The following is a 16,510-nucleotide window of genomic DNA, read 5'->3' on the forward strand; positions in this document are numbered from 1 at the left end:
GATTATGAGATATTTATCACAGTTAAGTGATATCAAAATTAATCACTGTATTGAAAGCTCGCCTATGCGAGCTTTAATTTTTAGCCCAGTTTAAGCATTTCTCACTTAATGAGCTGGCTGCATAAAAATAATTGAGAATTTATCATCCATTTTAAAGGCGAATTGAAGAACGCGAATGAAAATTCTACCTTCATCTGAATATGATCAAATTCTAAAATACAGTGTCTATTGGCTCGTCATCTCGATTGTGATTGGAGTCGTAGCGGGGCTGGCCTCGACTTTAATCTTTGTCGCCTTTGATATTTCAAACAAAGTTCGAAGTCTGCATCACTGGCTCATCTACTTTTTGCCTTTTGTGGGTTTTGGCATTGGCTATCTAATTAAAAAATATGGTTCACCAATTGAACGGGGAACCCATTTACTCCTTGATGAAATTCATCAGCCTAAGTCGTTTATTCCGAAACGAATGAGCCCCATCATTTTTATAACCTCAATTTTAACGCAGTTGTTTGGTGGTTCGGCAGGGCGTGAGGCACCAGCAGTCCAGCTTTCAGGTGCTTTAATTGACCACCTAAGCCATATTTTAAAAATCTCGGACGATAACCGCAAAATTTGTTTAATTGCCAGTATTGGTGCTGGCTTTGCTGGGGTGTTTGGTTTGCCTCTGGCCGGTGCAATCTACGGTTTAGAAATTACAGCGTTAGGTAATTTAAGATATTCAGCCATTTTTCCATGTTTTGTGTCGGCTCTAATTGCTTCGACCATCCCTGAACTATTTGATATTGTTCATCCGCATATCTTTTATGTGATTAGTGAGTTTCCAGCCATTCATTTTGGCACACTCATGAGCTTGATTGCGGCAGGGTTAGTTTTTGGTTTAGCTGCGCGTTTCTTTATTGCTGCCATTCATTTGGCGAGTGATCTCTTTTATAAGTACATTCGCTATTTGCCATTAAGAACCATGGTCGGTGGTATTGTGATTATGCTACTTACTTTGTTTACCGCACATCAGCAATACAACGGTTTGGGTACAGATAAAATCATCGCATCTTTTTATGTGCCGATTGAGTTTTACGACTTTTTTAATAAGACCGTTTTTACCGCCATCACTTTAGGTTCAGGCTTTAAAGGTGGCGAAATTACACCACTGTTTTATGTGGGCGCGACATTAGGTAATGCTTTAGGCGCGGTTTTAAACTTACCACTTTCATTACTTGCAGGCTTAGGTTTGGTGAGTCTGTTTTCAGGGGCGAGTAAGGCACCGTTGACTTCGATTATTTTAGCCATTGAGCTATTTGGAATGAATGTTGCCACGTATGCGATTATTACTTGTTTGTTGGCAGCGCTATTTTCAGGGGATTGTGGATTGTATCGCCGTAAAAAGTTGATGGATTGATTAAGGCTTTGTAAGGAGTTGAGTGGTTTCAAATTGCTTAACTCCTATTAAATCTTCTTTTTTTTAATAACTATAATGAAAATTGGCATATTAAATGCTTAATAAAAATTGATAAGCAAATGAAAAGAAATGAAGTTCTATCTCTTGTTGGGAACTATAATGAGAAATAGAAAATTATTTTAATATTAGAAAAGGAATAACTTAAACTGTGTCAACATTTATTCTAATACTTACTTTTTTCGTGGGTGTACTTGTTGGACGATACACTATATTTTTAATTCAAAAGTCTTTATCTCTTTTTATATCTGTGGTCGATGAATTTTTAAATAAATACATTGTCTTTTTTCTTTTAGCTATTTTGTTTTTTATTTTATTCTCTCTAATTTTAACAGGAGGATTTATGTTGTGGCACATTCTTAGTGGTGGAATAACGGAGCTGGGTAAGCTTGTATATCTATCTGGATGGGCGGTTGGATCCGGATTTTTTGGATTTCATCCGAAGAATAATAGTTTTAAATGATAGATAAGTGGTTAATATAAAAATAATCTTAAAGAGGGTGCTATGTCTATATTGGGCTTCGCTATTTTTTTTATATTCTTATATGGTATTGGCTATTTTGTAGTTAAAGCAGGGTGGAAGCTTCGCTATTTAGCGCCAATATGGTTTTTATCGTTTTTTATTATTACTCTATTTGTTTTAGCAATTTTATTTCCTAAAGATTGGACCAATGCACAATTTTTTACTATAGATGGTCCTAATCACTTAGCACTCCTTTCTTTATTAATATCTTCATCTTTAAGTTCACTTATTACGTCTATTTCAGTTTTGGTTGCATGGGCTATTCGACATGATGTCATTTAAATTGTTTAGATTAAAAAATCTTAGGCAATCTAATATTTATATTAAAGAGCTAAGTTCTCTCTCATTTGGAGTAGTAAAATGATTGAGTCCATTTCTATGATCGTTTTGTTAGGTGCTTTTTCAGGTACTATTTTTGGGCGCTACTATAGAGCAGTCTTTGTCTTTTTATATGATAAAGTTTATATACTCCTTAAAGACCTTCTAACTAATCCTTTCCTTTCAATTGTTTCGATGTTTTTTGCAATAGTTTCTGTTTTCCTATTCGCGCTATGGGGTAATGTCTTTTCTTTGGTTATCTCTGACGAAAATTGGTTGTATTTCTATAGGCCATATTTTGTTGGAATATTGGTAGGTGTTTTTTTGCTTAGATTAAGTAGTGAAAAATAAGTTTTAAGTAATTGAATTTAAATTATTCTATCTGTATCTGGTGATTGAAATGAAAATATTAAAAATACTTAAATGGCTTATTGTCCTATTTCTAATGTTTGTTATCTTATTGGGTATGATCGAATTTATTGCAAATAAATTCTTTGACAATGCAGCTACGAAAGATGCATGTGCTGACTCTGGAGGGGCATGGGATCATCAAAAAGATACCTGCCAATTTGCTCCTAATGACCCTAGAAGTAAAAAATAATTGGGAATATAAATGGAAAAACAATTTGCCGATGAGAAAATGCAGAAATACTTGCGATTAATGCGTTTACGTAGAAACTTTGTATTCTCAGTATTAGTATTTCCATCAGTTGTTATTATTGTATTGATGCTAGCAAGAGTAGATGAAAAGTACTTATCTATTTATTTTCCTATAACCATGATTCCTATCATATTATTTTTGATGTTTAAGTTGCTAGCTAACGATATATGCCCTTGGTGTAAATGTGTTTTTTTCATGAATGATCTAGGTTCTTTTGTTAATGGGCTAAGTTTTATCTTCAGAAAACAATGCTCTCACTGCGGGAAGCCAGAAAAATTATCAAAAAATGAAGATGTACATGATTCTTAAAAGTATAGACATATTATCGCCATAAAAAGTTGATGGATTAGTGAAGCTTTTCTAAGGAGTTGAATAGATTAAGTTAAACCTAGAAATTTTCTATTTTCACTAGAAAGAGAACTTAAATCAATATTTAAACCACCCACTCCATATATTCTATGGAGAACTTTCTGATGTAAATCAATCATGTGGTTTTCAAGCTCAGTATAGTTAGTAATACAATCTGAGTATGCAGCTTTATAACCAGATATACGTGATTCAATAGCAATCCCAAGATTAGCTAACTTAATATTACTATCCAGTAATTGTTTGATTGAGCCTAATTGTAGTAATTCAGTACGGATCATGTGTAATTGTTCATTTGTCAAAATAAGCTCATAGTTAGCATTACATTTTTTCTTACTTAAACCTAATCCTAAAAACTCAACTGTTTCGTCTGGGTTGTAAATTACTGTCTTTGAATTTAATTCACTAAGTAGGGGTATATCTAAATCTAATTTTTTTAAAGATGTACGGCAAAAACTATCAATTTGTTCACATTCATGCTTACTCTTAGCAAAGAAAATTAAATCATCAGCATATCTTACAGCGCTAAAACCATTAGCTTTAATTTCACTATCAAAAGTTCCTAAAAATAAATTTGCAAAAAAAGGAGACAAAGGCATTCCTTGGCGGACACCATGTCCTCTTCTAATTCCAAGTTTTTTAATCCGTGATGCTTGAGAATTTGAAGTGATTCGTACTTCACGATTTATTATCGAAAATAATAGAGGATGTAGAGAACGATGTTTAACTAAAGATTTAATCTTTTCCTTAAGTTTTTCACGGTCTACATTATCGAAGAATGCAGTGATATCAGTTTTATAAACCCAATTATGCTTCTTGCGAAGTTCACAGGCTTTCTTCGCCGCATCTTTGACTGTTTTTTTAGTGATAAAACCATAGCTTATACCATTATCAAGTTGATTATGATAATAATTGTTCAGTACATTTAGTAAAGCTCGCTGTACTATACGGTCTTCAATAGTCGGTACACAAATTAACCTATATTTACCATTCGATTTAGGAACTAAAAACGGATGGAGATCAGTAAATCCATAAGATCTATCTAACAACTTTTTTGAAATTTTTTTTAATAGTTGTTTTTTATTATGATTAAAATCATTGAGACTCATATTATTTAAATCTAATGAGTTTTTAGATTGTTTTTTTGAATTTTTCCAAATATGGTCCCAAGCTTCTTCAAGATTAGCAAGGCTTGCAACCTGAACTAATGCAGTTTTTACTTTTTTTGTCATCGTAATTCTTGCCGCAAATGTCTAACCCTAGGTTTGCGTTAAAGAGGTGGAATCTCATGACTACTCAGCCCGTCATGGGCGAATGAATAGTCCAGAGACACGCCAGTGACCCATGACCAACTAGTGACCGTGGTATCAGTATGCCGCTTGGATACGTGCAGCGCAACTCGCAAAGAGATGCAAACCGTGAACCGCGCAACCGCCGCCGAACAAATGAGAATGAGACGCAATAACAAAGTATTTAACTCACTCAAATCCAAATCCTCCCAATAACAAATGTGTAAATGACTTAATAGGGCGCAAATACCGTATGAAAGCCAATCGAAAACACAGCCAGAGTGAGGTGACGACTTACGCGCTTCCCCATCCGTGCTCATGGGCTGCCCCACACGCTCTTTACCCGCCTTCCCGACATTACCTAGGGAAGAAGACGGGTCCAAGCTAGAAATCTCATGACTACTCAGCCCGTCATGGGCGAATGAATAGTCCAGAGACACGCCAGTGACCCATGACCAACTAGTGACCGTGGTATCACAATGCCGCTTGGATACGTGCAGCGCAACTCGCAAAGATGAAAATTAGAAGCTACGTTCTAACAATAATGAGGATAATGGTTTATTTTTCAAGAACAAAATCAAATTATTTATAAAAAATTAAATCTACTGGTTTTTTATCTAGGTATTTAGTCGATTGTCCATTTAGTTATATTTTTCTTATATCTTCGACCGCTCTACTTTAATACGATTGTCATTTCACACGCTTGACGCCAACAAAAGCGAATACTATCCTTTGCGGGCTAGCCTACATTGCTAGCGGGTTTTAGCAGACCCTATTTAACAAAGACGATATTCGAAACCTAGTTTTGTGTATCGTGAACTCGTTCGCCCCCTTTTTCTCTACGGTAGGGCGGAAGGGGGACACCTTCGGGTGTGCTGGTTTCTTTGTTGCCAGTCTGCTAACCCTCTTTCGTCCTGCCACCATCATTTAGCAGTGATCGGTAGGATTTCTTTTGTTAACAAAGGAGTCCGCTATGCGTACTAATTTTTCTCAATTTTTGGCCTTTGCCAAACTCTCTCTATCCATACCGCCAAACTGGTCTTTAAAACGCTTTAACCGTTTGTAGGTTTTCTGCGACCTTAAATCGTTACGACTAAAAAATCATAGTAACAATAAAACCGAGATAGGCGAGCACACCTTTTTTGTGCCGCTTTTGCATGCCTGTTTTTAGCACTCATTTTAAGAGTGACGGCATTTCTATCTCTTTTAGATACAACAAGAAATTATTTTAAGCGATATACATGAAAAATTTAGAATCTTCATTTAGAGCACTGCGCGTGCTTCACATAGCAAAAGATCTATTTAATCAGGATGGTTTTAATAAAGTCGGTGTCGACCGAATTATTGCAGAAGCTAAAATTCCTAAAGCTACTTTCTATAACGACTTTCACTCAAAAGCACGACTCATCGAGATGTGTCTCACTTTTCAAAAAGATGCGCTCAAAGTAAAAGTGTTTTCAATTCTCAAATCTTACCGTGAAGAAATGGTGCTTGATAAACTCAAACAGATTTACCTTCTTCATGCCGATTTAAATGGCTTTTATCGTTTACCCTTTAAAGCAATTTTTGAAATTGAAAAGCTCTACCCAAAGGCCTACAGCGTGATTATTGAATATAGAACTTGGCTAATCAACGAAATTTATAAACTGCTTTTAACCATCAAAACTACGGCTTCAATGAAAGATGCCCACATGTTTTTGTTTGTGATTGATGGGGCAATGGTGCAGCTTTTAAGTAAAAACAGTGTAGATGAGCGAGACAAGCTACTTGAATATTTTTTCATAATGCTGTCTTAGCGATAAATTCAAACACATTCTAAAAGGAAAAAAGCCCGTAACTGGGCTTTTCATTTATTCGAGTTCAAGCTGATCGTCATCTTTAGTGACTTTGATTTTCAACTTTTTATATTTACGTTTGTTGGGATCTAAAGCAGAATTTGACACTTCATCAGCAAACTTTGGATTTTGCATGAGTTTTGCATAGGCTCTGTAACCTATGCGAATTCGGGTAGGTGGACAATCTGTTCTTTTGGAATAATATTCAATAAGTGAATTTAATTCCTTTAACAAACTTTGATGTTCCATTGGGTTGATTATTTTCTATTAATTAGTAAGTTATTTTTAGCATACTAAACTTTAGAAAGTTTCTAAAGATCTAGTTGATATACATTACTTTTAATAAATGTGATTTTAATTTCACTAATTTCATAAATGATGATTTATTTTGCATTTTATTTAAGGTTTTTGATTTCTTTTTAATCAAATAGTCATAATTAAGGGTTAAATTAATTTTAGAAAAAGAAAATAGATAGAAGATTGCCACGAACAATAACGATTTAAGCAATTTTCTCGAACTGTAGTATTCAGCTGACTTTAACGAGTCGGCTTTTGTTTTTGTGGTTAGGTTCTCTAATTTCCTATTTGTATAAATTGATGCAGCAGTTCATCCATAGATCTATTTAAAAAATAAAAGCCCCATAAAGGGCTTTTTATTTTATATCTTGATTAAAACTTAAGTTTTTTAAGCCCACGGCTCACACCATTTTGTAAGGCTGCTTTAATAATTGGGCCAATAAAAGGAACGCGACCTTTAAAGCTAATAGTGTATTCCAAACGAGTACGGTTATTTCCCAAGTCAGTAAATTTCATGACACCACGGTGACCCTTAATTGGACTAATGCCGCTCGTGATTGCGTACTCGATCAGTTCATTTTCTTTATAGACTAAATTTGTTTCTACAAATGAAGGGGTGAGTGGAATAGACATTTTGCGTGCAGAACCAACACCATTACGGGCGTCTTTGCCGTTGCTAATACGAGTCACTTTAGCAGGAGCGAAAAGTTTGCTTAGGTTTTCATGCTCACTTAATGTTGCAAAGACCTTGTCTACGGGTGCATCAAATTCTTGTACGATGTTGATTTTTTGAGTTTTTAACATCTTATTCCCTCTATAAATTATTTTGACATGGACGATTGTCAGAATTTGGATATTAGCATGCTTTGGGTAATGGGGGAATTCTTCTTCGTCGGAGTTATCTTAAGTCCGAAAAAAGCACTGCGATAAATTTACAATGCTTTTTGGTCTTTTGTTAATTTTTTAAAGAAGGGCTGAATCACAGACCAGTTCGTTGAAACCCAGCAAATAAAGGAACCTGTGGTCACCATTGCTGTTCCTTGCCAAAAGCTCACTGAAAGTTGAGTTTGTAAAACAAACATAGCCAAAATCGACGAAATAATAGGGGTGAAATAAGAAGCCACCACAAGTATGGTAATGTTTCCATGAATGATGCCAATGTTCCAAGCAGCATAACCAAAACCCATGGCAGCGGATGCCACTAAAAGAGTGATGAGCGCTGGAATATCCATTGATGGAATAGCGAATTGCCCCGAGACAAGCAGCTTGAGCCAGAGAGTGAGCGCGACACCAACAAAGAAAATGGAAATGGGGTTTTGCCCATTACTCATTTTTTTAGTGATTACACAGTAAAAAGCCCAGATGATGGCACCTGTAAATGCCAAAATATAGCTCAGTGGGTTGCTATGAAAATTATCGACAAGACTATTTAGACTAAAATCACCGCTTCCAGTTTGAATAAAAATAATGCCAGAAATTGAAATAAGTAAGCCGAGAATAATAAGAAAATTAAACTTTAATTCCTTAAAAATCACGAAAGCCAAAACCGTTAAACTCGGCCACAGATAGTTAACAATACTAATTTCTATTGCTTGTCGCGCTGTCTGAGAATAAGCAATCGCAAATGAAAAGCACACCTCATATGCGACAAATAGAATTGTGCCAAATATTAAGTATTTTTTAGAGATCTGTTTAAAGTCTGGGACTTTGAAAATGGCAAGCAACAGTAGCGCACTTAAAGAATAAATAAGCGTAACACCTAGCTCAGGTCCAAGGGCTGCGCTGACTTGCTTCATCAGACCAACCAGAGATGCCCACATGAGAATGGCGCTTAAACCAATCAATGTTGCTAGATTTTTTGACATAAAATTCAGTATATAACGGTTAAAAAATGGTAAAAGATTAAGTTGTACTAATGAAAGAAATCAACTTTCAAGCTAAGGAATATAGGACAAATTATATAAAATATAAACAATTAAATTTATTGATTGGTTGAATCTGCTATGTTTGTTTAAGCATAAAATTGAGTAAAGAAATTTCTTAATAAAACAACATTTTTAGGAGGAAAATATGGAAGTCATTAAAACGGTTGGTGTTGTTGGAGCAGGTGTAATAGGTGCAAGTTGGACGGCCTTATTTTTATATAAAGGATTTAAAGTTAATGTTTATGACCCATATCCTATAGATGAAGCTGTCTTTAAAAATAGAATATCTGCAAATTTAAATGATTTATTTGCTTTAGATCAAAAAGCTGAACACACCCACACTCAACCGGATGTGCTGTTTCATCTGGGTATTTTTAATAATTTAAAAGATGCGGTTTCAGATGTAGATTTTATTCAAGAAAATGCTCCTGAACGTCTCGATGTAAAACAACAGCTATATCAAGAAATCACCGCATATTGCCCTGAACATACTATTATTGCTTCAAGCTCATCAGGCTTAAAAGTGTCTGATTTTCAAAAAGAGGCACAACATCCTGAACGTATTTTATTAGGTCATCCTTTTAATCCGCCTCATCTCTTACCTTTGGTCGAGATCGTTGGCGGTAATTTGACTGATCCTCAAATTTTAAAACAAGCTTCTGAGTTCTATAAACAGTTGGGTAAGCACCCAATCGTTTTAAATAAAGAAGTAAAAGGACATGTCGCAAACCGTTTACAAGCTGCACTATGGCGAGAAGCTTTTTCACTGGTTGAACAAGGCGTGTGCTCTGCCGAAGATATTGATGTCGCGATTACCAGTGGGCCGGGTTTAAGATGGGCATTATTTGGTCCCTATATTAATATGCAGCTTGCAAACCAAAAGGGGTTTAAAGAGGCAATTCATCATTTAGGCCCACCAATGACAGAATGGTGGAACGATATGCACGCATTTCAACATTCAGACGAGACAACAGAGTTATTGGAAGCAGAAACCAATCAGCTTTTAATCCAATATAAAGATATCGATTTATATCAAACCAGAGACAAAGGTCTGGTCGATATCTTAAAGCTTAGACAGCAATTCAAGTTAGATTAAGTCAAATTTTTAAGACAAAGCCAATCATTTTATTACAGGGATGATTGGCTTTTTGCTGGGTCAAATAACAAAAACATCCCTAGCTGAAATAATCCTATATTCATTAAATGTTACTGAAATCTCTGTCGCGTTGCATTTGAACTATATGTCTTACGTGAAGAGTAAGAATCGTTGCAAACCGTAAAGAAAGCCTCTCCATAATCAAAGGACATCATAAAGAACAGAGGAATAACAATATGCGCGCTCTAACTTACCACGGTGCCGAAGATGTTCGAGTAGAAACAGTAGCAGACCCTATTATTCAAGAACCGGATGACATTATTTTACGCGTGACTGCCACAGCGATATGTGGCTCTGATTTACATTTATATCGAGGAAAAATCCCTAGAACCGAACAGGGCGATATCTTTGGGCACGAATTTATGGGCGTGGTTGAAGAAGTCGGCCCAGCTGTTACCGCAGTGAAAAAGGGTGATCGAGTCATTGTTCCTTTTGTGATTGCTTGCGGCGAATGTTTCTTTTGCCAACTTGACCTAACTGCTGCTTGCGAAACCACCAATACAGGTCGCGGCGCAATTATTAATAAAAAGCAGATTCCACCGGGCGCGGCTTTATTTGGCTATAGCCATCTTTACGGCGGTGTACCGGGCGGGCAAGCGGAATATGTGCGTGTGCCAAAAGCCAATAAAGGCCCTTTTAAAGTGCCAACTTCACTGTCAGATGAAAAAGTACTTTTCTTGACTGATATTTTACCCACTGCTTGGCAAGCCGTGACCAATGCCCAAGTGAAACGTGGCTCAACCGTTGCAATTTATGGTGCTGGACCAGTCGGGCTGTTAAGTGCTGCTTGTGCCAAGATGCTCGGTGCTGAAAAGATATTTATGGTCGATCACAATGACTATCGATTGAATTATGCAGCGGCAACATACGGTGCTATTCCAGTTAATTTCGATGAAGTCGATGCGGCTGAATTTATTATTCAACATACCGACAATTACCGTGGGGTCGATGCTGTGATTGATGCGATTGGCTTCGAGGCAAAAGGCAGTGTGATTGAGACAGTTCTAACCAATTTAAAGCTTGAAGGTTCAAGTGGAGCAGCGCTTCGTCAATGTATTGCCGCAGTTCGTCGTGGTGGTGTAGTCAGCGTACCAGGTGTATATGCAGGCCCGATTCATGGTTTCTTATTTGGCGATGCTTTTGATAAAGGCCTGACTTTTAAAATGGGCCAAACCCATGTGCATCAATATTTACCAGAATTATTAAAGTTGATTGAGCGTGGTGATTTATCACCGGAAACCATCATTACCCATCGAATGAAATTAGAAGATGCTGCAGAGGGATATCGCATTTTTAATGAAAGAGAAGAGGACTGCCGTAAGGTGATTCTGCTTCCTTAATACGCTCTCTTATAATTCATTCTTAAGCCTCTTCGTGAAAGGGGCTTTTTTATTTTCAAGATGCACAATTTTTAGTGCAGCTTTTTACTTTTCATTCTAAAGCGCACTCAAATTGCCCAAGCTTAGTATTACTTTTAACCAAAAACGTAATACTAAGCTGGCATGTCCTTTGCATAGTCATAAACAATCAAAAGTGATCTAGGGTTCCGATACTTCACGTATGACTGGACCGAGAGTTCACGGTTCCTAGCGAACTACACGGAGGGATAAAAGCCCGGGAGGAAGTCTAAAACTATCCGACAGGAGTAGCTATGAACACTGCAAGTTATCATAACAATCAGGCAATTTGGACCGAACTTTTACCCGGAGGACATCACTGGTCGGGTCGTATTCAAAAGGGAACTATTCTTAGATTTACCTCACTTGGTGCTCAGGCAAACGTTTCTTTGTTTTGTGTAAATGCTGCCGATGTGCTTGAACGTTTTAACATGCCCGACAGTTTAAAAGGGCAACATACCGCCTATTTAAAAGCTTCCAATGTTCTCTACTCAGACCTTGGCCGTGTCATGGCCTCAATTGTTCATGACGACCATGGCTGGAACGACGCACTTTGTGGCCCAAGTCGACCTGAGCAAATTGAAAAGCAATTTGGCAATCGCACATTTCAAGATGCCCGCAATGATATGTACCAAAACGGCTTAGACAGCTTACTCATTGAAATGTGTAAATACGGGCTTGCCAGCCAAGACCTGAGTGCCGCGGTTAACCTATTTTCTAAAGTTGTGCCAGATGAAAACGGCGCTTTGTCTTATGTCAGTTCTGATAACACCAATCAAAGCATTGAACTGCGTTTTGAAATGGACTGCTTACTATTTTTATCAGCTGCACCGCATGGTTTAGACACCAGCCCAAGCTATCAACCTGCCGATATTCAACTTAGTTTATTTAAAGCCAATTCTCTAACAGACAACGATATTTGTCGTGACGCCTGCCCGCAAAATCAGCGTGCGTTTCAAAACACAGCCCGCTACTACGCGCTTAGCAATATTTAAATTAGGAGAAGCATCATGACAGTTTTACAATCATTTGAAAAAGCAGTTTTAAATGAAGTTTGTCCTGCGGGTGAAGCGTGGATGTGCGAGGTTAAAAAGGGTCAATATTTTCGAATTATTGATCTTGAGGGAAATCAAGCGGTCGATACTTTGTTTATGAGTGCCGAAAACCCGACTGAGCGTTATAGCGCAATGGACACTTTGGCCATTAACCAGCACATCTATTTAGAAAAGGGTACCAAGCTCTACAGTAACTTTGGCCGTCCAATTGCTGTCATTCATGATGATAACTGCGGTCGCCATGACACCATTGGCGGTGCCTGTTCATGTGAAAGTAATACGGTTCGCTATGCACATGAAACCTACCCTATGCATAGTTGCCGTAACAACTTTATGTATGCCTTGGCAAAACACCCGATTGCAAAAAAGCATGGCTTAAATGTTCGTCACATTGGTCCAAATATTAACTTTTTTATGAATGTGCCTGTGACACCAGACGGGCAGCTTAAATTTGATGATGGAATTTCAGCGCCGGGTAAATATGTCGAAGTTCGGGCAGAAATGGATTTGATTGTTTTAATTTCCAATTGTCCGCAGCTCAATAACCCATGTAACGCCTATAACCCAACCAAAATTCAACTGGTTGTCCGTGAAGCGGAAGGGGTGTAAGCATGTTTAAAAAAGTTCTGATTGCTAACCGTGGTGCAATTGCCTGTCGCGTGATTCGCACCCTTAAGAAACTCGGGATCGCTTCGGTTGCGGTTTACTCCGAAGCCGACCGTGATTCTTTACACGTGACTTTGGCCGATGAAGCTTTCTTGATTGGACCTGCGCCTGCGCATCAAAGTTATTTAAATATTGAAAAAATCCTTGAAGTTGCAAAACAGTCGGGAGCTAAAGCCATTCATCCCGGTTATGGTTTTTTGTCTGAAAATGCCGAGTTTTGTGATTTGTGCGAAAGCCAAGGTATTGCGTTTATTGGGCCTACTTCAAGCCAAATGCTCGATTTTGGTTTAAAACATACTGCACGTGAACTCGCTATTAAAAGCAATGTACCTTTACTTCCGGGCAGTTCACTACTTGCCGATGAAGCCGAGGCCTTGTTTGAGGCTGCTCGTATTGGTTATCCAGTCATGCTGAAAAGTACCGCGGGCGGTGGTGGTATTGGCATGCGTCTGGTCTGGAACGAAACCGAGTTAAAAGATGCCTACCAAACTGTATCTTATTTAGCGCAGGTCAATTTTAAAGACGCAGGATTGTATTTAGAAAAATTTGTACAACATGCACGCCACATCGAAGTACAAATTTTTGGTGATGGGCAAGGACAAGTTTTAGCCTTGGGTGAGCGTGATTGTTCGGTGCAACGCCGTAATCAAAAGGTGATTGAAGAAACACCTGCGCCACACCTAAATGAACAGCAACGTGACTACCTTCAAAAAGTTGCGATTCAACTGATGCAGTCGGTGCACTATCGTTCGGCAGGCACAGTTGAGTTTGTCATGGACACCGAAACCCAAGAGTTTTATTTCTTAGAGGTCAACACGCGTTTGCAGGTTGAGCACGGCGTGACCGAGCAAGTGTTTGGTGTCGACTTAGTCGAGTGGATGGTTACTTTGGCAAGCGGTGACTGGTCAGCACCCACTGAAAACTTAGAGCCAACAGGACATTCCATTCAGGTTCGTCTTTATGCTGAAGATCCGATTAAACAGTTCCAGCCAAGTGCAGGCCTACTTACCCATGTTAAATTTGACCCGCAAGCCCGAGTCGAAACATGGGTAGAAACAGGTTCAACGGTGTCGTCTTTTTATGACCCAATGATTGCCAAAATTATTGTGACCGCAGCAACACGGGATCAAGCCATACAGGCAATGAGTGCTAGTCTTGCCAATACACAAGTGGCAGGCATTGAAACCAATCTGGAATACTTACAAAACATTATTGCTTGCGATGTGTTTGCTTTAGGCACTCAAACCACTCGTTTTTTAAATACGTTTGAATGGAAAACTCAAAAAATTGAGGTGTTGCAGGCTGGCATTCAAACTGCCATTCAAGATGTAACTGGTCGATTAGGTTATTGGGATGTCGGTGTACCGCCATCAGGTGCAATTGATCCGCTCAGTTTAACTGTGGCAAACCAGCTTCTAGCCAATGAACCAAATACTGCAGGGCTTGAATGCACATTACAAGGGCCAACTTTAAAGTTTCACTGTGACAGCCAAATTGTGATTACGGGCGGTGATATGCCTTCAAAACTTGATGGCGAACTTGTCCCGATGTGGGAAACCATCAATGTGAAAAAAGGCCAAGTTTTAAAATGCGGACTTATCCGTTCAGGTTGCCGTAGCTATATAGGCGTGAAAGGTGGTTTCGATGTTCCTGAGTATTTAGGGTCACAAGCGACTTTTACTTTGGGGCAGTTTGGTGGGCACGCAGGCCGTAATTTATTAATTGGCGATATGCTGCCGATTACTGAATATTCAGCTCAATCGACCACAGCTCTAGCTCAAGCACAAATTCCTAGCTTTACTCAAAACTGGGAAATTGCCGTGATGTATGGCCCACATGGCGCGCCAGATTTTTTCACCAAACAAGACATTGATACCTTCTTTGCCAATGAGTTTGAAATTCACTATAACTCAAGCCGTACAGGCATTCGTTTAATTGGACCAAAACCTGAATGGGCACGTGAAGATGGCGGCGAGGCAGGCTTACATCCATCCAATATTCATGACAATGCTTATGCGATTGGTGCGATTGATTTTACGGGAGATATGCCAATTATTCTTGGTCCCGATGGTCCGAGCTTAGGTGGCTTTGTTTGTCCTGCGGTGGTCATTCATTCCGAGCTTTGGAAAATCGGGCAATTAAAAGCAGGTGATAAAGTCAAATTTGTACCAGTCAGTTACACGCAAGCAAAAACACTCGATCAAAAATATCATCAAAGTTTAACCGCGGCTGATACAACTCAGATCAATTTTAACCCAGCCATTCAAGCAGAACCCGACACTTTAAAAGATGCTGTTTTAGCCACTTTAGAAGGTGAAGCGGACTTACCAAGCGTGACCTATCGACCAGCAGGAAATAGCTATTTGTTGGTTGAATATGGCGAGTTGGTACTCGATCTAAATTTACGTTTCCGTATTCATGCACTCATGCAATGGGTCAAAGATCAAAACATTCAGGGCATTATTGACTTAACACCGGGTATTCGTTCATTACAAATTCATTTTGATTCAATCCAGCTCGATCAACTGGAGCTTTTACAAAAACTTCAACAAGCAGAAGCCGAGTTACCCGATATTCAAAATATGCAGGTGCCTTCACGCACTGTCTATTTGCCTTTGGCGTGGGAAGATTCACAAACTCAACTTGCTACCGAGCGCTATACACAAATTGTTCGACCAGATGCACCGTGGTGCCCAGATAACGTCGAGTTCATTCGTCGTATTAATGGCTTAGGTTCCAAGCAAGCGGTTAAAGATGTGGTCTACAGTGCGAACTATTTGGTGATGGGTTTAGGCGATGTGTATTTAGGAGCACCTGTTGCAACGCCACTTGACCCACGCCAACGTTTAGTGACCACAAAATATAATCCTGCACGAACTTGGACACCTGAAAATGCCGTCGGTATTGGCGGTGCCTATATGTGTGTGTACGGCATGGAAGGGCCAGGTGGCTATCAGTTTGTTGGCCGTACCACTCAAATGTGGAGTCGTTACCGTAAAAATGCCGACTTCGAAGATGGCAAACCGTGGCTACTGCGCTTTTTTGACCAAGTGAAATTTTATGAAGTGTCTGAGGCTGAACTTCTGCAAATGCGTGAAGATTTTAAGGCGGGTCGTCTACAACTTCGCATTGAAGATGGTGTACTCAACTTAAAAGAATACAACGCGTTTTTAAAAACACATCAAGACAGCATTCAAGCCTTTAAAGACACTCAGCAAGCCAATTTCGAGGCTGAGCGCCGCCGTTGGCATGAAGCAGGCTTGCAAGAATATATCTCTGAAAGTCTAGATGCAGTTGATGAAGGGGAAACAGTGGTTATTCCTGAAGGAGGCTGTGCAGTCGAATCACACATGCCGGGGTCAATCTGGAAAATCGAATGTGCATCGGGAGATATTGTTGAAGAAGGTGCAACCCTTGCGGTAATTGAGGCAATGAAAATTGAAATTCCGATTATTGCGCCGGAACGCATGAAAGTAGAAACCATTACCATTGAAAAAGGGCAAACCGTAAAAACAGGACAAGTGCTATTTACTTTGGCACCAGTTGCTTAAACCAAAAGAGAGCATCGA

Annotated in this window: 15 protein-coding genes and 1 riboswitch; of the genes, 11 read left to right on the plus strand and 4 right to left on the minus strand. The window is 38.8% G+C overall.

The window, feature by feature from the left end; genetic code table 11:
- The first annotated feature begins 175 nt into the window (after nucleotides 1-175).
- The 5 genes from ACS125_RS10905 to ACS125_RS10925 all read left to right on the plus strand — a co-directional run bounded on the left by ACS125_RS10905 (nucleotide 176) and on the right by ACS125_RS10925 (nucleotide 3,264).
- Nucleotides 176-1,396: a chloride channel protein gene (locus ACS125_RS10905; protein WP_174740005.1), complete on the plus strand. Its 1,221-nt coding sequence runs from the start codon at nucleotides 176-178 to the stop codon at nucleotides 1,394-1,396.
- A 562-nt stretch (nucleotides 1,397-1,958) separates the two neighbouring features.
- Nucleotides 1,959-2,258, plus strand: a complete 300-nt coding sequence (locus ACS125_RS10910) for a hypothetical protein (RefSeq protein ID WP_443272056.1) — start codon at nucleotides 1,959-1,961, stop codon at nucleotides 2,256-2,258.
- A 78-nt stretch (nucleotides 2,259-2,336) separates the two neighbouring features.
- On the plus strand, nucleotides 2,337-2,645 hold the full coding sequence (locus tag ACS125_RS10915; protein WP_443272058.1) for a hypothetical protein: 309 nt from the start codon (nucleotides 2,337-2,339) through the stop codon (nucleotides 2,643-2,645).
- 49 nt (nucleotides 2,646-2,694) lie between these two features.
- Complete coding sequence (locus tag ACS125_RS10920) at nucleotides 2,695-2,895, plus strand: hypothetical protein (RefSeq protein WP_174760181.1); 201 nt, start codon at nucleotides 2,695-2,697, stop codon at nucleotides 2,893-2,895.
- A gap of 12 nt (nucleotides 2,896-2,907) precedes the next feature.
- A complete protein-coding gene (locus tag ACS125_RS10925; protein ID WP_443272060.1) occupies nucleotides 2,908-3,264 on the plus strand; it encodes a hypothetical protein in 357 nt (118 codons plus the stop codon).
- A 68-nt stretch (nucleotides 3,265-3,332) separates the two neighbouring features.
- Here ACS125_RS10925 and ACS125_RS10930 read toward each other — a convergent pair whose 3' ends face one another.
- The gene (locus tag ACS125_RS10930) at nucleotides 3,333-4,553 is read right to left on the minus strand and encodes a reverse transcriptase domain-containing protein (protein WP_443272062.1); all 1,221 of its coding nucleotides are present in this window, start codon (nucleotides 4,551-4,553) and stop codon (nucleotides 3,333-3,335) included.
- Between the two features lie 1,298 nt (nucleotides 4,554-5,851).
- Between ACS125_RS10930 and ACS125_RS10935 the strand changes: the two genes are divergently transcribed.
- On the plus strand, nucleotides 5,852-6,406 hold the full coding sequence (locus ACS125_RS10935) for a TetR/AcrR family transcriptional regulator (protein WP_004793246.1): 555 nt from the start codon (nucleotides 5,852-5,854) through the stop codon (nucleotides 6,404-6,406).
- A 54-nt stretch (nucleotides 6,407-6,460) separates the two neighbouring features.
- Here the strand turns inward: ACS125_RS10935 and ACS125_RS10940 are convergent, their stop codons facing one another.
- The 3 genes from ACS125_RS10940 to yddG all read right to left on the minus strand — a co-directional run bounded on the left by ACS125_RS10940 (nucleotide 6,461) and on the right by yddG (nucleotide 8,607).
- Nucleotides 6,461-6,694, minus strand: coding sequence for a hypothetical protein (locus ACS125_RS10940; RefSeq protein ID WP_004793244.1), 234 nt, complete (start codon nucleotides 6,692-6,694; stop codon nucleotides 6,461-6,463).
- 420 nt (nucleotides 6,695-7,114) lie between these two features.
- Nucleotides 7,115-7,546, minus strand: a complete 432-nt coding sequence (locus tag ACS125_RS10945) for an SRPBCC family protein (protein WP_004793242.1) — start codon at nucleotides 7,544-7,546, stop codon at nucleotides 7,115-7,117.
- A gap of 128 nt (nucleotides 7,547-7,674) precedes the next feature.
- Nucleotides 7,675-8,607, minus strand: coding sequence for an aromatic amino acid DMT transporter YddG (gene yddG / locus ACS125_RS10950; protein ID WP_443272065.1), 933 nt, complete (start codon nucleotides 8,605-8,607; stop codon nucleotides 7,675-7,677).
- Between the two features lie 205 nt (nucleotides 8,608-8,812).
- On the opposite strand from yddG, the gene ACS125_RS10955 reads away from it, so the two are divergent.
- The 5 genes from ACS125_RS10955 (at nucleotide 8,813) to uca (ending at nucleotide 16,492) form a co-directional block, all read left to right on the plus strand.
- Nucleotides 8,813-9,763: a 3-hydroxyacyl-CoA dehydrogenase NAD-binding domain-containing protein gene (locus ACS125_RS10955; protein ID WP_443272067.1), complete on the plus strand. Its 951-nt coding sequence runs from the start codon at nucleotides 8,813-8,815 to the stop codon at nucleotides 9,761-9,763.
- A 236-nt stretch (nucleotides 9,764-9,999) separates the two neighbouring features.
- On the plus strand, nucleotides 10,000-11,163 hold the full coding sequence (locus tag ACS125_RS10960) for a zinc-dependent alcohol dehydrogenase (protein WP_443272069.1): 1,164 nt from the start codon (nucleotides 10,000-10,002) through the stop codon (nucleotides 11,161-11,163).
- A gap of 187 nt (nucleotides 11,164-11,350) precedes the next feature.
- Nucleotides 11,351-11,446: riboswitch (guanidine-I (ykkC/yxkD leader) on the plus strand.
- A 28-nt stretch (nucleotides 11,447-11,474) separates the two neighbouring features.
- The gene (locus ACS125_RS10965) at nucleotides 11,475-12,215 is read left to right on the plus strand and encodes an urea amidolyase associated protein UAAP1 (RefSeq protein ID WP_443272071.1); all 741 of its coding nucleotides are present in this window, start codon (nucleotides 11,475-11,477) and stop codon (nucleotides 12,213-12,215) included.
- Nucleotides 12,216-12,230: 15 nt separating this feature from the next.
- Entirely contained in the window at nucleotides 12,231-12,884 is a 654-nt protein-coding gene (locus ACS125_RS10970; protein WP_005041686.1) for an urea amidolyase associated protein UAAP2, read from the plus strand.
- A gap of 2 nt (nucleotides 12,885-12,886) precedes the next feature.
- Nucleotides 12,887-16,492: an urea carboxylase gene (gene uca / locus ACS125_RS10975; RefSeq protein ID WP_443272074.1), complete on the plus strand. Its 3,606-nt coding sequence runs from the start codon at nucleotides 12,887-12,889 to the stop codon at nucleotides 16,490-16,492.
- Nucleotides 16,493-16,510: the final 18 nt, after the last annotated feature.

Source organism: Acinetobacter sp. PFS20 (genome assembly GCF_052261015.1).
Taxonomy (GTDB): domain Bacteria; phylum Pseudomonadota; class Gammaproteobacteria; order Pseudomonadales; family Moraxellaceae; genus Acinetobacter.

What these genes read in the sequence shown, in the direction of transcription:
- ACS125_RS10905 (WP_174740005.1), top strand. Translation starts at nt 176, where the DNA reads ATGAAAATTCTACCTTCATCTGAATATGATCAAATTCTAAAATACAGT.
- ACS125_RS10910 (WP_443272056.1), top strand. Translation starts at nt 1,959, where the DNA reads ATGTCTATATTGGGCTTCGCTATTTTTTTTATATTCTTATATGGTATT.
- ACS125_RS10915 (WP_443272058.1), top strand. Translation starts at nt 2,337, where the DNA reads ATGATTGAGTCCATTTCTATGATCGTTTTGTTAGGTGCTTTTTCAGGT.
- ACS125_RS10920 (WP_174760181.1), top strand. Translation starts at nt 2,695, where the DNA reads ATGAAAATATTAAAAATACTTAAATGGCTTATTGTCCTATTTCTAATG.
- ACS125_RS10925 (WP_443272060.1), top strand. Translation starts at nt 2,908, where the DNA reads ATGGAAAAACAATTTGCCGATGAGAAAATGCAGAAATACTTGCGATTA.
- ACS125_RS10930 (WP_443272062.1), bottom strand. Translation starts at nt 4,553, where the DNA reads ATGACAAAAAAAGTAAAAACTGCATTAGTTCAGGTTGCAAGCCTTGCT.
- ACS125_RS10935 (WP_004793246.1), top strand. Translation starts at nt 5,852, where the DNA reads ATGAAAAATTTAGAATCTTCATTTAGAGCACTGCGCGTGCTTCACATA.
- ACS125_RS10940 (WP_004793244.1), bottom strand. Translation starts at nt 6,694, where the DNA reads ATGGAACATCAAAGTTTGTTAAAGGAATTAAATTCACTTATTGAATAT.
- ACS125_RS10945 (WP_004793242.1), bottom strand. Translation starts at nt 7,546, where the DNA reads ATGTTAAAAACTCAAAAAATCAACATCGTACAAGAATTTGATGCACCC.
- yddG (WP_443272065.1), bottom strand. Translation starts at nt 8,607, where the DNA reads ATGTCAAAAAATCTAGCAACATTGATTGGTTTAAGCGCCATTCTCATG.
- ACS125_RS10955 (WP_443272067.1), top strand. Translation starts at nt 8,813, where the DNA reads ATGGAAGTCATTAAAACGGTTGGTGTTGTTGGAGCAGGTGTAATAGGT.
- ACS125_RS10960 (WP_443272069.1), top strand. Translation starts at nt 10,000, where the DNA reads ATGCGCGCTCTAACTTACCACGGTGCCGAAGATGTTCGAGTAGAAACA.
- ACS125_RS10965 (WP_443272071.1), top strand. Translation starts at nt 11,475, where the DNA reads ATGAACACTGCAAGTTATCATAACAATCAGGCAATTTGGACCGAACTT.
- ACS125_RS10970 (WP_005041686.1), top strand. Translation starts at nt 12,231, where the DNA reads ATGACAGTTTTACAATCATTTGAAAAAGCAGTTTTAAATGAAGTTTGT.
- uca (WP_443272074.1), top strand. Translation starts at nt 12,887, where the DNA reads ATGTTTAAAAAAGTTCTGATTGCTAACCGTGGTGCAATTGCCTGTCGC.